Origin of the sequence: Gracilimonas mengyeensis (assembly GCF_900182705.1) — a bacterium.
In the GTDB taxonomy this organism is placed as follows: domain Bacteria; phylum Bacteroidota; class Rhodothermia; order Balneolales; family Balneolaceae; genus Gracilimonas; species Gracilimonas mengyeensis.
In genome coordinates this window covers 98,521-114,247 of record NZ_FXTP01000010.1, presented here as the reverse complement: position 1 = coordinate 114,247, position 15,727 = coordinate 98,521, and the positions used below count along the sequence as shown (strand labels likewise).

The 15,727-nt window shown below is 42.7% G+C and carries 13 protein-coding genes and 1 tRNA gene; 2 read left to right on the top strand and 12 right to left on the bottom strand.

Going from position 1 to position 15,727, the window contains the following annotated elements; translation table 11 throughout:
• Positions 1-507: 507 nt before the first annotated feature.
• Positions 508-2,397: a BspA family leucine-rich repeat surface protein gene (locus FN815_RS12180; RefSeq protein WP_142454915.1), complete on the top strand. Its 1,890-nt coding sequence runs from the start codon at positions 508-510 to the stop codon at positions 2,395-2,397.
• Between the two features lie 397 nt (positions 2,398-2,794).
• Entirely contained in the window at positions 2,795-3,781 is a 987-nt protein-coding gene (tsaD, locus tag FN815_RS12175) for a tRNA (adenosine(37)-N6)-threonylcarbamoyltransferase complex transferase subunit TsaD (protein WP_142454914.1), read from the top strand.
• 2 nt (positions 3,782-3,783) lie between these two features.
• On the opposite strand, the gene FN815_RS12170 is transcribed toward tsaD, so the two are convergent.
• From FN815_RS12170 to FN815_RS12115, 12 genes are all read right to left on the bottom strand, one after another.
• Positions 3,784-5,577: a PAS domain-containing protein gene (locus FN815_RS12170; protein WP_142454913.1), complete on the bottom strand. Its 1,794-nt coding sequence runs from the start codon at positions 5,575-5,577 to the stop codon at positions 3,784-3,786.
• Between the two features lie 161 nt (positions 5,578-5,738).
• Positions 5,739-6,182, bottom strand: a complete 444-nt coding sequence (gene rnhA / locus FN815_RS12165; RefSeq protein WP_142454912.1) for a ribonuclease HI — start codon at positions 6,180-6,182, stop codon at positions 5,739-5,741.
• Positions 6,175-7,014, bottom strand: a complete 840-nt coding sequence (gene pyrF, locus FN815_RS12160) for an orotidine-5'-phosphate decarboxylase (protein WP_142454911.1) — start codon at positions 7,012-7,014, stop codon at positions 6,175-6,177. The genes rnhA and pyrF overlap by 8 nt, the downstream gene beginning before the upstream one ends.
• 266 nt (positions 7,015-7,280) lie before the next feature.
• Positions 7,281-9,437 (bottom strand): ferrous iron transport protein B, encoded by a 2,157-nt coding sequence (gene feoB / locus FN815_RS12155; RefSeq protein WP_142454910.1) that lies wholly within the window; start codon positions 9,435-9,437, stop codon positions 7,281-7,283.
• A 12-nt stretch (positions 9,438-9,449) separates the two neighbouring features.
• Positions 9,450-9,665, bottom strand: coding sequence for a FeoA family protein (locus FN815_RS12150; RefSeq protein WP_142454909.1), 216 nt, complete (start codon positions 9,663-9,665; stop codon positions 9,450-9,452).
• A 14-nt stretch (positions 9,666-9,679) separates the two neighbouring features.
• Entirely contained in the window at positions 9,680-9,901 is a 222-nt protein-coding gene (locus FN815_RS19345; protein ID WP_142454908.1) for a FeoA family protein, read from the bottom strand.
• Between the two features lie 117 nt (positions 9,902-10,018).
• Complete coding sequence (locus tag FN815_RS12140) at positions 10,019-10,687, bottom strand: hypothetical protein (protein WP_142454907.1); 669 nt, start codon at positions 10,685-10,687, stop codon at positions 10,019-10,021.
• Positions 10,688-11,001: 314 nt separating this feature from the next.
• Complete coding sequence (locus FN815_RS12135) at positions 11,002-13,185, bottom strand: sodium-translocating pyrophosphatase (protein ID WP_142454906.1); 2,184 nt, start codon at positions 13,183-13,185, stop codon at positions 11,002-11,004.
• Between the two features lie 60 nt (positions 13,186-13,245).
• Positions 13,246-13,803 (bottom strand): aminoacyl-tRNA hydrolase, encoded by a 558-nt coding sequence (gene pth / locus FN815_RS12130; RefSeq protein ID WP_142454905.1) that lies wholly within the window; start codon positions 13,801-13,803, stop codon positions 13,246-13,248.
• 49 nt (positions 13,804-13,852) lie between these two features.
• Positions 13,853-14,560, bottom strand: coding sequence for a 50S ribosomal protein L25 (locus FN815_RS12125; RefSeq protein WP_142454904.1), 708 nt, complete (start codon positions 14,558-14,560; stop codon positions 13,853-13,855).
• A gap of 19 nt (positions 14,561-14,579) precedes the next feature.
• The gene (locus FN815_RS12120; protein ID WP_142454903.1) at positions 14,580-15,512 is read right to left on the bottom strand and encodes a ribose-phosphate diphosphokinase; all 933 of its coding nucleotides are present in this window, start codon (positions 15,510-15,512) and stop codon (positions 14,580-14,582) included.
• Positions 15,513-15,628: 116 nt separating this feature from the next.
• Positions 15,629-15,699 (bottom strand) — tRNA-Gln (locus FN815_RS12115).
• Positions 15,700-15,727: the final 28 nt, after the last annotated feature.

The following is a 15,727-nucleotide window of genomic DNA, read 5'->3' as shown; positions in this document are numbered from 1 at the left end:
AAAAACGAAATTACGGACTATCTGCTTGATAATTGGACGGAGAAGGAAGTAAGAATTTTTTACAAAGCATTGGATCGAAGAATCGAGCTCATCTCTTATAATCCTGAACTTTGCTGTTGTTGGGGGAACAGAACGTACGCGAAAGTCTGTGCTTCATAAACGCTCAATTATATTTTATGAATTTCGGGAAGGTATCGTCGAAATTCTTTACTTATTTAACACCCAAAAGAATCCTGACAGATTAAATTTTTAGGGATCATCAGAATTTTGTTTGCAGATCATCGCAGAATATTTTGAAAAGGCGTAGGACGGATAGTTTATCCGCCCATGGTTGGGTGGAGAAAAAAGTGGATAAAAGCTCTAAAAATCACCTCAAAAAGCTATGCACCATAATTTATAGGATCATATTGATGTTCAGGATCATCTATTGTTTTCTGTTTGTCTTTAGTGAATAAGAATAGTATTTAAGGATACTTGGTAGTAAAAGTAAACTAAAAAAAGAGAACCATGCTAAAAAGAATATTAATTTCGGGACTTATGCTCATCGTTTTTTTAACCGCTACTGCTTTTGCACAGGAATTTACCATTGAAAATGGTATTGTTAAATGTGAAGGGGCCGAACCTGGTGATACAGATACTTTAGTGGGAGATACCTATGAGGCTGTGAACAGGGATTTACTAGTACAGAGAAGGGATGAAGAAGCCGACCTATCTAAAGTATGTACAAGCCTTGTTACGGATATGAGTGGGATGTTTGTGGGCGCAGATAACTTTAACCAGGATATAGGAAATTGGGATGTCTCCTCTGTTACTAATATGAATGGGATGTTTGTGAGCGCAGATAACTTTAACCAGGATATAGGAAATTGGGATGTCTCCTCTGTTACTGATATGAGACGTATGTTTCTTAGCGCAAAAAGCTTTAATCAGGACATTGGGAGTTGGAATGTTTCATCTGTTACTAATATGAGGAAGATGTTTGATACCGCATATAGATTTAATCAAGATATAGGTGGTTGGGATGTCTCCTCTGTTACTGATATGAGTGATTTGTTTGCAAGTGCACTTGACTTTAATAAGGATATTGGGGGGTGGAATGTTTCCTCTGTTACTGATATGAGTGGGATGTTTAGTAATGCCAGTAGTTTTAATAAGGATATAGGGAATTGGGATGTCTCCTCTGTAACAGATATGAGTAGTATGTTTCGTTTTTCAGATAATACTTCAAGCAGATTTAATCAAGATATAGGGAGTTGGGATGTGTCCTCAGTCACTGATATGAGTAGTATGTTTAGTAATGCAAGTAGTTTTAATAAGGATATAGGGAATTGGGACGTCTCCTCTGTAACGGATATGAGTAGTATGTTTAGAAATGTAACTAGTATGTTTAGTAATCCAAGTAGTTTTAATCAGGACATAGGGAGTTGGGATGTGTCCTCAGTCACTGATATGAGTAGTATGTTTAGTAAAGCCAGTAGTTTTAATAAGGATATAGGGAATTGGGACGTCTCCTCTGTAACGGATATGAGTAGTATGTTTTGGTCTGCAAGAAGTTTTAATCAGGATATAGGTGGTTGGGATGTCTCCTCTGTTACTGATATGAATTCGATGTTTTTTGGTGCAGATAGCTTTAATCAGGATATAGGCAGTTGGGATGTCTCTTCTGTTACTGATATGAGATCAATGTTTTTTGGTGCAGATAGCTTTAATCAGGATTTAAGTGCGTGGTGCGTAGAAAAAATTCCAAATGGATATTTCGATTTTTCATCCAATAGCCCTTTGTTAATTAAATATAGGCCGGAATGGGGTACTTGTCCCAATGTACCAGAACCAATTATTAAACTCACTCCTAATAATAATTCAACAGACGTATCGAGAAGCCCAACATTTAAGTGGAAAAGTGAAACCTCTTCCAAAAAGTATCAATTACAATTGGTTGAAGGATTTGACCCTATACTAGTTGACACCGTAATTAATGACACAACTTTTACCTTGGAAAAATCCTTGAAAGGCGTTGTTGAATATAACTGGAGAATACGAGGTATAAATAATATGGATTATGCCGGAGAGTGGAGTGAATTATGGAGTTTTACTACGAGTGTAAGCACATCAATTGAAGAGAACGATGCACCTAATTCATTCACCCTCCAGCAAAACTACCCCAACCCGTTCAACCCAACCACACAAATTCGGTATGGAATACCCCAAGCAGCCGAAGTAGAGCTTTCCGTGTTCAATATGCTGGGACAGAAAGTAGCTTCCCTGGTTGACCAAAGACAATCCGCCGGGTGGCACACCACTACTTTTGATGCTTCCGGCCTATCCAGTGGCTTCTACATCTATCGCATACAAGCCGGTGAGTTTGTGAGTACGAAGAAATTGATCTTGATTAAATAATTGATGCCTTGGCTACAAACACCCTCCGCCGGTTTTGGCGAGCCAAAACCGGGCACCTCCCTCAAGGGAGGACGGTAGAACTTCGAACATTCAACAAGGAATATTGAATTGCGAAGTGTTCGTGTGGAATTCAACATTGTAGGTCTTGTTGGCACCTGAATCTGAATACAATCTCAGGAAGTCTCTCCTTGAGGAGAGATCAAAGAATGCGGCTGTTCCCGTCCCGATAGCATTCGGGATGAGAGGTGTTAGTGCCAAGGGAGGGCCAGTAAAGGTAAATACAGCAAAAGAAATTGAGGGACTTATTAATACCTACCATCCCCAAAAATCCGCTGAATCCGTGTCATCCGCGTTCCAATCGGATGTAGATTTAGCCCAACATTCGTATCTTTGAGCCATGAACATTTTAGCCATAGAATCCTCTTGTGACGACACCTCTGCAGCCGTACTGACGGCGGAGGGCATCCAATCAAACATCATTGCTTCGCAATCCATACACCTGCAGTTTGGTGGTGTAGTGCCGGAGCTGGCGTCTCGTGCGCATCAAAAAACCATTACACAAACCGTACAGCAGGCGCTGGAAGAAGCCGATGTTTCCCTGGACGATATTGAAGCAATTGCCGTAACCCAGGGCCCTGGTCTGCTGGGTTCTTTGCTGGTAGGAATCTGTTTTGCCAAGGGACTGGCCCTTTCCCGAAACATCCCGCTGATTGGGGTAAATCATATGGATGCCCATATCTATGCAAACTTCATCGACCACCAACCCGAATTTCCCTTGTTGGCGCTCACTGTTTCAGGAGGACATACCCAGCTGGTGCATGTCACTTCCCCTTTTGAGCATGAAATCATTGGAAAGACCCGGGATGATGCAGCCGGCGAAGCCTTTGACAAAATAGGTAAACTGTTGGGGCTTCCCTATCCTGCAGGCCCGCATATGGATCGGCTGGCGAAAAAGGGCGATCCCCAATTTCACAAGTTTCCCCAAGCATTACTGCACAAAGGACTCGACTTCAGTTTCTCAGGTTTAAAAACCAGTGTGTTGTATTATTTAGAGGATAAGAATGACGAATGGATTCAGGAGCATCTCAATGATATCTGCGCCAGCGTGAGTTATGCTATTGCCGAAGTATTGGTAAAAAAACTGAAGCGAGCTGCTCAGCAAACCAGCGTTAAAAGCATTGTGCTTGCCGGTGGAGTTTCAGCGAATTCCATGTTGCGCGAAAAAGCAGAGGGGATGGCTGCCAAACTGGGTATTCCGTTATATTCTCCCAAAATAAGCTACTGTACCGATAATGCCGCCATGATTTCCATCACCGGAAAACTGAAAGCAATAAAGGGCCAGTTTGATGACTTAAATTTAAAACCGTTCGCTTCACTTACCTAAACTCAGTTTAGCGGCAAGACCATTTGCCCTTCTTTAATATTGGCTTTAAAAATCACTTCCAGATTAAAGCCGTTTTCAGTGTCTACGGTATAATCCGAGTTTAACTGTTGCAGCTGGGTGTGCACCAGGGTTAGCCCAAGGTTCTGAGGTTTCTCAAATTCAATATGTTCAGTAAAACCAACTCCGTCATCACTATAATTAATGCGCAGTTTATTTTTATCAAACCGTTTAAGCACGATATTAATTACCCCCTTTTTACGATTCTTGAATGCGTACTTAAAAGAATTGGTGAGCAGTTCATTCAGTAAAAGTCCAATAGGGATGGCCTGATTAATACTGATTTGATAGTTTTCGATATTCAGGTTTATGCTGATGTTTTTATGTGATGAAGACATCGTATCCTGAATACCCGGAATAAGTCTTTGAAGATAAGAATGGAGGTCTACAGAGCTGAATTCTTCGGATTGATACAGCAGCTCATGCACCATAGCGATAGATGAAATCCGGTTGATACTTTGGTTGAAGTAATCGTGGATGTTTTCATCATTGGCTTCCATACGTTGCAGCTCCAGCAGTCCCGAAATAATGGCCAGGTTGTTTTTTACACGGTGATGGACTTCAGCCAGCAACACTGTTTTTTCATCAAGGGCTTTTTCCAGTTTCAGTTCATTCCGCTTAACTTTATCAATGTCTTGTATTACCCCAAATACATATTCGGGATTTCCTTCCTTATTTAATTCTACATTACTTTTTACCCGTATCCATTTTCGTTGCCCATTTATTTGAAGCTGATGCTCTAAGTCTACACCTCGGTTATGGTCAAACTCGTCAATACCCTTGAGTACTAATTCCTTGTGATCGTCGGGTATAAAAGCCATGTATTCTTCCCAGCTGTCGGGAACCTCATGTTCACCAAATCCAATTACGTCCAGGGCACTTTGATTCCAATGGAATTGATCCTGGTAAAAATAGTATTTCCAGGTACCGATACGAGCTATATTAAACGCTTGTTCAAGGTTTCTGGAATGTGATTTTAAAGCTTCTTCTGTTTCTACTTGTTCTGTTATATCATGTAAGATGCCAAACATATAGATGGCGTCACCGTTATCGTCAAACAGAAAACGTCGTTCATTTTCAATGATACGTACCTTGCCATCATCCCGTACAATACGATGACTAAAACTGAAGGGTTTTTTATCCTTTTTAGACTCTTCAATCAGTTGCCTGGCCTGCTCTCTGTCGTCCGGGTGAATATATGCAAGATAAAGCTCAAGGGATGGTTCTTTAGAATGAGGCTCAATACCCATGATACGAAAGATCTCATCCGACCAATTGCTTACTCCAGTTACGAAAGAATACTCCCAGCTGCCGATATGGGCAATTTCCTGAGCTTGCTTGAGTCTCTTTTCGCTCTTAGCCAATTCTTCTTCAGTTTCTTTCACTATCGTTACATCTCTCAAATTTATGATGATGTATCCTATTTCCGGATTATCAAGCTGGTTATTGGCATGCCACTCTATGTAACGATATGGACTATTTTTTGGTTTAAAACGTGCTTTATCACGCATTTCAAAATTAGCCTCAAGACCTTCATCAAATTTCTGTATGTACCTGTTCCGGTCTTGTGGATGTACATACTGGAAAATATTTTCTCCCAATAATTCTTCCACCGTGTATTCTGAAATACATTCAATAGATGGGCTGCTAAATTGAATGATTCCATCTCTGCTTAAAAAAAGCAACGCTTCGGTTGTATTTTCCAACAACACATCTAAAAAACCACGGTCAATTCCCATGTTGATACTATAATATTAGAGTAGTTTCTGCACTACTTCTTTATTCCATGTTGAAAATCTAACAGATGTACCTATTCTCTGGGATAATAAATCAAAAATTCCCTGTATTCACCATCAGTACTTTTTTGTTAAGTATAGTTTTCGGTCAAAATATGCTTTACTTAATATTTTTTTGATGCTGTTACTGCCAAACGATCTACCCGTTCATTGAGTTCAATACCAGCATGTCCTTTCACTTTCACCCATTCTACATCGTGCGGGTCCATGGCCTGCAACATGTGTTGCCAGAGCTCTTTGTTTTCCACGGGTTTTTTGTTGGATTTCCGCCATCCCCGTTTTTGCCAGCTTTCAATCCATCCCTTGGTAAAAGCATTAATAATCAGAGCACTATCGCTATGAATAATCACCTTACATGGTTTTTTAAGAGCTCTCAACGCTTCAATAACCGCCTGCATTTCCATCCGGTTATTGGTGGTTTGAGGTTCACCCCCCATTAATTCTTTTTCTTTGCCGTTCCATATTAATACAGCCCCCCATCCACCTGGTCCCGGGTTTCCGCTGCATGCACCATCGGTATATACAATCACTTCGGGTTTATCAGACATAACTGGCGGTAATGGTATTTAACTGGTGTTTCATTTTTTTTGCTGCATCAGCAACATGTTCAGGCCAATCGCCCTCATCACTGCCTGCGTAAATAATTCCCCGGCTGCTGTTGATTAGTGGAATACCTTTATGGGTTTTTAAAGCTTTGGCAAGCTCCGCGACCGAGCCGCCTTGTGCACCAACACCAGGTATAAGTAAACTCCCCTGCTCATATTCATTCAATACAGGGCGAGCTTCTTCCGCTTGTGTTGCACCTATAACCATACCTAAATGGGCCTTACTATCTTTTGCTTTTTCTGATAATTGATGGGCTATATATTGGGCCATTGTTGGAAAACCGGCAAAAGGTTTTTTTAAAAAATCTTCCGCGCCCCTGTTGGAGGTCAAAGCAAGTACGTAAATCCCCTTTGTCTCATCTTTTTTAAAAGCATCCAGGGTCTCAAACCCCATAAGAGGATTTAAAGTCACGGCATCAACTTCGAATTCATCCCAAAAGCTTTTCTTATAATGTTCAGCCGTTGAACTGATATCACCGCGTTTGGCATCGGCAATTACTATTTTATCCTCGGGAATATGGTCGATAACCTCCTGTAAAACTTGAAAGCCATTAGCTCCAAGAGCCTCAAAAAATGCAAGATTGGGCTTAAAAGCTGCACAGTAAGGGGCTGTATAATCAATTACTAACTTACAGAAATGGCTTACTTTTTCTTCAGGTGTTTCAAATTGTTGTTTTACTGGCTTTGGTAACAAATCCAGGTTGGGATCTAAGCCCACACAAAGCGTGGATTTAGCTGCCGCCACTGCTTGTTGCAGTTTTTGATTGTAGATCATGTGCAAATGTTCATTTTAGGCCCAAGATAACATAATTCAGATGAAATTTGTGTTTATTTCAATCCTCAATTTGCATTCATCTCACCCAATTACACCTGCTTTTTTAACCCAGCATCGCATCTTTTAATGGTGATTGCATTTACAGTCTGGGCCGCATCCGGATGTATGCTTTTCCCCAAAGGAAGTAAGTTTTCTGTATACCTTTAACCCCGTAAGAATCAACACCGCAAATAACAGTATAAACGCTATATAAGCTTGAAATTCCATTACAACATACTCATGGTTTGATATACTATAAAAGAACATAAATAGGCTAATACCGACATATAACTGAACATAACAACCGGCCACTTCCAGGAATTAGTCTCCCGTTTTACAATGGCGATAGTACTCATACACTGCATAGCTAATGCAAAAAAGACCATAAGCGAAAGTGCTGTTGCTGTTGAGTATACAGGTACACCGGTCTCCGCATCACGATCGTTCACCAGTTTTTGTTTTAAAGTTTGTACCTGATCCCCCTCACCCTCAATGCTGTAAATGGTATTTAGTGTGCCTACCATAACCTCCCGGGCAGCAAAAGATGTCAGAAGGCCGATACCAATTTTCCAGTCGAAACCCAACGGTTCAATGGCCGGTTCTATAAAACTTCCAAATTGACCAGCATAACTTTGCTTTAGCTGATAAGCCTCAGGATTATCGGATGGTAAAAATGAACTTTCGGCAGAAACCCCTTGATTAACCTGATTCTCACTTACAGCTTGTTCTCCTGTAACATCCACTTGGGGAAAAGAAGCCAGAAACCATAGTACAATGGATATACCCACTATTATTTTTCCAGCTTCGGTCACAAATATCTTCCCCCTATCAAATACATTATGCAACACTACCGACATCTTTGGCATCCGGTAATCTGGCAACTCCATAATAAAGGGGTCAGGACGGCCTTTAGGAAAGATACGATGCATTACTAACGCTGAGAGTACCGCCATCAGAATCCCGAAAAAATATAGTCCGAAGAAGGTGAGGCCCTGTAAATCAATAAAACCAAGTACGGGTGTGGCAGGAATGAACGCGGCAATCAGTAAGGCATATACCGGCAAACGGGCTGAGCAAGCCATAAAGGGAAGCACCATGATGGTGATAATGCGGTCTCGCCAGTTCTTGATGCTCCGGGTAGCCATAATACCGGGTATGGCGCAGGCAAAGCCTGAAATAAGAGGAACCACAGAACGCCCATGCAACCCAATTCGGCTCATAAAACCATCCATAATAAAAGCAGCCCGGGCCATATAGCCACTAGCTTCAAGGAGGTAAATATAGAAAAACAGGAACAGAATCTGTGGCAGAAAAATAACTACCCCACCCAGACCTGCAATCACCCCTTCAACCAGTAAATCGGTGAGCATACCGGCTGGCAAATTCTCTGACAGCCATGCTCCGGTTTCAATAAAAACCAGATCAATCATGTCCATAAAAGGCGTAGCCCAGGTAAAAATAGACTGAAAAATGAATAGCAGGATTAACAAAAAGATTACAGGACCAAATAAACTATGCGTTACAAAAGCATCAATCCGGTTGGTCCAGTTTTCCTCGTCTTTTTCTTCTTTTGTTACAGAATCACCTGTACATGTGTTGATAAAGTCATAGCGGCGCATCACTTCCAGGGCAATTGGATTTCCTCCGTAGCGCTCTATTACGTTTTGGGCTTTTTCAATTTTCTCCTGTAGTGTAACCTTATGAGCCTTACTGGAAGCGTGTGAAGGAACTCCGTCACTTATCAGTCTCAGTCCTTCCAGTATATGTGCTTCCTCTGGAAGCTTTGTATAAGGCTTTATCCATTCCTTGATAATAGTATCAAGTGCCAGGCGAAGGGCATTCCCGGGCTGCCAGCTAAGTGGTTTTGGCGTTTTGAATCTTTGGTTTTCTATAGCTTGCTGTATTTTCTGTATACCAGCTTTTTCAGTAGCAGTAACTGACACAATTGGAATTCCCAAACGATGTTCCAGCTCCTGATGACGAATATTAATGCCTTTTTCTTCTGCCGCATCATCCATATTCAACACCAGCATCATAGGCAGGCTCAAGTCCATCACTTGCGTAGCTAAGAACAAATTACGCTCTAAATTGGACGAATCCACAATCACCAATACCAAATCCGGCCTTTCTTCATGCTCGTATATACCGGTGAGCGTTTCATAGGTAAGCCTCTCGTCTATTTTTTGGCTGGTCAGGCTGTATGTTCCCGGCAAATCAATAATCCGGTGTTTTACCCCGCCGATGGTACAATATCCTGTTTTCTTCTCAACCGTAATGCCGGGATAGTTTCCTGTTTTTTGTTTTAATCCGGTTAGGCCATTAAAAATAGTAGATTTCCCTGTGTTGGGATTTCCAACCAGGGCAATGTTTAAAGATGTATCCATTAAACGCTTCCTCTATACCTGAATTGCAATACACCGTGCTTCCTCTTCTTGCAGAGAGAATAGGCAACCGCGTACTTTTACTTCAACAGGAAAACCCATTTGGGCAAGGCGTATAACTTCGATAACACAGCCTGGCGTAATGCCAATCTCCAGCAGTCTTCGGGACTCCTTCCCTGCTATACTGCTTACCACTCCACGGCCGCTTTTTTTCATGTCTGATAGTAACAAACTAATTCCTCCCTTTATAGTGAACTAACCAAAATAGTCTCTGCCAATTTGGAACCTATGCCCAAACGAGTGCCACCAATTTCTATGATAACCCGTTTGTTATTTGACAAGATCTTACCACGGGAACCCTCAAGGCAGCCAAGTTGCTGTAACTGGCCACATTGATCCTGGCTACAACCAAAGCAGTGTATAGAAACCCGCTCGCCCTTTTTGGTATGTAAAATGGGTTTTATCATTCCTGAACCTCAATAGCTTATTTAAATACAATCTAAATAAAATAAAAGAATATGAATCCTTTATGAAGCTGTTTTATCCCGGGTAATTATCCCTGGCCCAGAAATCAAACCATAAGTCTATAGTACCGATTCTGGTAATACCTCTTCAAAGCCATGCGGCGGGCGATCCAATGTCCAGGTTTCAAAATAGAAATGCCGTTCTGAACGAAACTTTTTGCCGTTGATACTAAAGAAACGGAAGTGCTTGGGTACTAATTTTTGAAGCGGGAAAAACATATCCCGGTACACATTTTTTTTAGAAAAAAGATGCAGATCAAAACCGTCTTTGGCTTGCTCTTTATAAAGCACCATCAGGTCTTGTTCTAATGCTTCTTTTAGTTCTTCCTTCAAATGACCAACATTGGAGCTTTCATCTACATGTAAATCACTGATCCTAATTTCTGTGCCTTTGTTTTCACTGAGCACTAACACTTCACCGGTGTTCAACGCATCAATGCCTTCTGAAAGTGAATTGTATTGTTCTTCACCGGTGTAAATATTTTTATTTGAAAAAGCCTCTTCCAAAGCTTCAATCACTTTGTCGTATGCTGAAAGCATGTTCAAACCAAAACGCTCGTTGGCCAGGTCGGTACCTGTAAAGTAAAAGCGGGAATAAGTAGGATCAGGCTTCATGAAATCGGCCAGAGTGGCTTCAACTTCTTCTTTGGTTTTATTAGCGTTTCGTTTTGCCAATTTATCCAGACGCTGATCGTGATGAAAAATGAGCTTAAAAATATCGGTTTTCATATCAGAATTTTTGCAAATGTTTCTTAGGGAGTATAAAAAAGGCCCGTCCATCATTGCTGACAAACGGGGTTTAAATATACAAAGATGCTGTCCTTTATTTTTTATGATTCATGCTGCAATTGATACATGACTATTCGCATTCATCGGCTGCATATGTAACAAAAGATAGTGTAATGGCATAATCCGGAAACCCCAACTACCAACGGAGGTAACTTCTGGCAAAATCATGGAGATGCATAGACAATAAGTTCAAAAAAAAAAAGCCCTGATGGAAAACCACCAGAGCTAAATAATTTCAAACTAATGAATAATTTTTAAATCAGGGTAGCAATCACAAGAGCTACTACCGACATCAGCTTAAGCAGAATGTTAAGCGAAGGACCGGAAGTATCCTTGAAAGGATCACCTACCGTATCACCTACTACACCAGCTTTGTGAGGCTCAGAACCTTTGCCATATTCAACGCCATCGATGGTAACGCCTTCTTCAATCATTTTCTTGGCGTTATCCCATGCTCCACCGGCATTAGACTGGAACAGAGCCATCAATACACCGGAAGCTGTTACACCTGCCAGCAGGCCGCCCAGCATCTCAGGGCCACCGATAAATCCAAAGGCAACCGGTACAATTACAGCCAGCAATCCGGGTGCAACCATTTCTCGAATAGATGCGGACGTAGAAATTTCCACACATTTCTCGTATTCAGCTTTACCGTCAGCAGCTTCAAAAATCTTTCGGTCTTCGTCTGACCAGTCTTTCAGTTTCTTGCCCTCATTGCGGTTCATCGCAGCAAGAGCTGCGGTCAATTCAGGAATATTTTTGAACTGACGGCGCACTTCTTCAATCATGCTCATCGCAGCACGGCCAACCGCCTGCATTGAAAGAGCAGAGAACAGGAACGGAAGCATCGCCCCTACGAAAAGAGAAGCCATCACAAATGGACCAGTAATATCGATACCGGTCAACTGAACTTCATGAGTAGCGTTGTATGCCGTAATGAAAGCCGCAAAAAGGGCCAGAGCTGTTAAAGCAGCAGATCCAATAGCAAAACCTTTACCGATAGCTGCTGTGGTGTTGCCAACTGCATCCAGCTTATCGGTACGCTCGCGAACTTCGCCAGGCAGCTCGGCCATCTCGGCAATACCACCGGCGTTATCAGAAATAGGCCCATAGGCATCTACAGCAAGCTGAATACCTGTGTTAGCCAGCATCCCTACTGCAGCAATGGCGATACCGTACAAACCTGCAAAGTGGTAAGCTCCAATAATGGCAGCTGCAATAATCAGAATGGGGATTGCGGTAGATATCATACCTACGCCCACACCTGCAATAATATTGGTGGCAGAACCGGTTACGGACTGCTTAACAATAGACCAAACCGGCTTGGTACCTGTTCCGGTGTAGTGCTCGGTAATCAAACCAATTAGCAGACCGGCTGCCAGACCAAAAATTGTGGCCCAGAACACGCCCATAGAAGTCAGTGTTTGTCCGGCAAATACCCATTCGGCAGGCAACATCCCGCGAATAATAAAGAAAGAGGCAACCAGCATTACAGCGGCAGACAGGAATTCACCCATGTTCAATGCTTTTTGTGGATTTCCACCTTCTTTCACACGTACGAAGAAAGTTCCTAAAATTGAAGTCAGGATTCCTGTAGCGGCTAAAAACAAGGGCAGCAATACTGCTGAAAGTCCATCAAAGCTGTCACTCCATCCCGGTACAGTCATAAAAGCTGCACCCAATACCATAGCACTGATAATAGAACCTACATAAGACTCAAAAAGGTCGGCACCCATACCGGCTACGTCACCTACGTTATCACCCACGTTATCAGCAATAGTTGCGGGGTTCAAGGGGTGATCTTCGGGGATACCGGCTTCAACTTTACCTACCAGGTCGGCTCCAACATCTGCCGCTTTGGTATAAATACCGCCGCCTACACGGGCGAAAAGTGCAATGGAAGAAGCCCCAAATGAAAAGCCTGTTACAACGGCCAATACTCTATTTACGGCCGAAGCCCCTTCCAATCCAAAATATCCGCTGAAAAGAATAAACAAACTACTAAGGCCCAAAACTCCAAGACCAACTACGCCCAAGCCCATAACAGACCCCCCGGCAAAAGCAACTTCAAGGCCTTTACCCAAACTTGTACGGGCTGCATGCGTGGTGCGTACGTTAGCTTTGGTAGCTACTTTCATACCGATGAACCCGGCCAGTCCGGAACAGATAGCTCCAATTACAAAAGAGATGGCAACCATCCAGCTGGAGGTGGCAGGATCGGCACTAAAGGCCAGCAATACAGCCACAACAGCTACAAAAATGGATAATACTTTATACTCAGCTTTAAGAAAGGCCATGGCACCAGAAGCAATATGCTTACTGATACGCTCCATTTTTTCTGTTCCAATATCCTGTTTGCCTACCCAGGATGATTTAAAAAAGGTGTATAGGAGTGCGATGATCCCAGCCACCGGTATTACGTAGATTATATTTTGCATTGTTTCCCGTTGGTTTGTTAAGGTTAGTGTTACGCCGAAGCTACAAAAAGCCTGGCGTAATTAATTGTAAAGATTCATCGTCTTGCTGATGCCATCCCGTACAAAACTCAAAGCGGCATCATGCGCTTTTTGCATACCTTCTTCTAAAAACGGTTGGTCTGATTTTTTGAAAGGAGACAAAACATAATCTACCTGCTTGCCACGAGCAAAGTCACTGCCAATCCCAAAACGCATTCGGGGAAACTCATTGGTACCCAATTTTTCAATAATATCGGCGATACCATTATGGCCGCCTGCGCTTCCTTTCGGACGAAGCCGGATGATTCCAACATCCAGATTTAAATCGTCATAAATAACCAAACTATCCCTGTGATCGGTTTTGTACCGGTTAAGAGCTTTACGCATCGCTGTTCCGCTTCTGTTCATATAGGTAGTAGGCTTTATAAGCACTACCTTGCGGCCTTTATGTCTGCCCTCTGCAACCACAAAAGGCCCGTCGCCCGGGCCAAATGTTGTAGAAAGAGTATCGGCTATTACGTCAACAATTTCAAATCCTATATTGTGGCGTGTACCTTCGTATTCTTGTCCAATATTTCCTAAACCGATAATAAGGGACATTGCTACAAAGAGATCACGTTTAAGTTTGGGGTGAAGCCCATGAAGAAGATTATTCTTCGGTGGATTCTTCTTCTCCTTCTTCGCCTTCGGCAGCTTCGCCTTCAGCTTCTTCACCTTCGGCCACTTCACCTTCAGCCACTTCTTCTTCGGCCTCTTCAGGTTCAGCAACACCAGATACAAGATTTTCGAGGAAGTCGGCTCCTTTTGGAGGACGAATCGTAACAATAGTACGGCCTAAATCATCCAACGGGGTAATGCCTTCGAGATCCAGATCAGAAATATGCAATGACTGGCCGATTTCGAGTGGAGAAATATCCAGCTCAAATTCAGCAGGAATATTTTCTGGCAATACGCGGATGCGAACATAGTTCAGAGGCTTAAATACACGACCACCATTTTCAACCACACCTTTCGCACTTCCGGTAATCTTAATCGGAATACGGAGTGTAACTTTGTGATCATCCGACAATACATAAAAATCTGCGTGCAGCGGACGGTCGGTTACCGGATCAAATTCCGTACGCTTCAGCAGCGTTTTGTACGTTTTTCCGTCAACGGTGAGTTCCTGAAGCTTGGTTTGCGGAGCGCGGAGAATTTTTTCAAGTTCAAGCTCATCAATAGAGAAATGAATGTTTTCCTCAACCTCCGGCCCATAAAGAACAGCAGGTACTCGCAACTCTTCTCTGAGAGCTTTGTTAGCTTGTCTGCTGGTCTCTCTTTTGGTTCCTTCTAATTTTACAAAATCTGGTTGTGCCATAATGCGTTTACCTTAAATCTTAATTATCAAACAGTGCACTAATAGTGTCGTTGGTGTGAATACGTTGTATAGCTTCAGCAAATATGTTGGCAATGCTCAGCACTTTAATTTTATCCGATGGCTGGCGAAGCTGCACGGTATCTGTCACTAACAACTCGTCAATGGGCGAATCCTCAATTCGCTGAAATGCCGGACCCGACAAAATCGGGTGGGTACAAATAGCTATAATATTTAAGGCCCCTCTTTCTTTAAGAGCAGCCGCAGCATTTGTCAACGTACCGGCAGTGTCAATCAAGTCGTCTACAATTAACACATTCTTTCCTTTTACCTCCCCGATCAAATTCATGATCTCTGACTGATTGGCCTTTGGGCGTCTCTTATCAATAAAAGCAAGGCTTGCACCCAGCTTTTTTGAATAGGAGCGAGCCATTTTCAGGCTTCCTACATCAGGAGCAACCACCACCAGGTTATCGATGGGATTGGAGGTAAAATGATCAATAAAAGCCCTGCTTGCATACAAATGATCAAGCGGGATATCGAAAAATCCTTGAATCTGGGCTGCATGTAAATCCATGGTCAACACGCGATCAGCCCCGGCCTTAACCAACAAATTGGCCATTAGCTTTGAACCGATGGATACCCTTGGCTGATCCTTGCGATCTTGCCGGGCGTACCCAAAATATGGCATAACTGCCGTTACCCGCTTTACCGATGCACGCTTGGCCGCATCCAGCAACAGCAACAATTCAATAATATTGTCACCGGGAGGCGGAGTGGACTGAACCACAAAAATATCCTCACCGCGAATGCTTTGCTCGTATTTACAATACAGCTCCCCATCCGAAAACTTCTTAATTGTAACCTCACCTAAAGCGGTACCATATTCTTCTGCAATAGCGCGTGCGAGAGCCGGATTGCTTGTACCGGAAAATATCGCCAGAGGAGTATCCACTATAGTGTGATAGCTTTGAGTCGGTTCAGGTTGAATTCAGTCGGCCGCAATAAATCGACAAACAGGTATTTAATAAACAAAAAGGATGGCTTAACAGTCATCCTTTAGTAACAAAGTTGCCCGGGGAGGATTCGAACCCCCACTGACTGGACCAAAACCAGCTGTCCTGCCATTAGACGACCGGGCAATGCGTGTCATCGACAGACTCCAAAGAT

Bases quoted from the DNA above. Each gene is read 5' to 3' on its own strand.
- feoB (WP_142454910.1), bottom strand. From the start codon at position 9,437: ATGGATACATCTTTAAACATTGCCCTGGTTGGAAATCCCAACACAGGG.
- FN815_RS12135 (WP_142454906.1), bottom strand. From the start codon at position 13,185: ATGCAAAATATAATCTACGTAATACCGGTGGCTGGGATCATCGCACTC.
- FN815_RS12180 (WP_142454915.1), top strand. From the start codon at position 508: ATGCTAAAAAGAATATTAATTTCGGGACTTATGCTCATCGTTTTTTTA.
- FN815_RS12125 (WP_142454904.1), bottom strand. From the start codon at position 14,560: ATGGCACAACCAGATTTTGTAAAATTAGAAGGAACCAAAAGAGAGACC.
- FN815_RS19345 (WP_142454908.1), bottom strand. From the start codon at position 9,901: ATGATAAAACCCATTTTACATACCAAAAAGGGCGAGCGGGTTTCTATA.
- tsaD (WP_142454914.1), top strand. From the start codon at position 2,795: ATGAACATTTTAGCCATAGAATCCTCTTGTGACGACACCTCTGCAGCC.
- FN815_RS12170 (WP_142454913.1), bottom strand. From the start codon at position 5,577: ATGGGAATTGACCGTGGTTTTTTAGATGTGTTGTTGGAAAATACAACC.
- pyrF (WP_142454911.1), bottom strand. From the start codon at position 7,014: ATGATCTACAATCAAAAACTGCAACAAGCAGTGGCGGCAGCTAAATCC.
- FN815_RS12140 (WP_142454907.1), bottom strand. From the start codon at position 10,687: ATGAAAACCGATATTTTTAAGCTCATTTTTCATCACGATCAGCGTCTG.
- rnhA (WP_142454912.1), bottom strand. From the start codon at position 6,182: ATGTCTGATAAACCCGAAGTGATTGTATATACCGATGGTGCATGCAGC.
- pth (WP_142454905.1), bottom strand. From the start codon at position 13,803: ATGTCCCTTATTATCGGTTTAGGAAATATTGGACAAGAATACGAAGGT.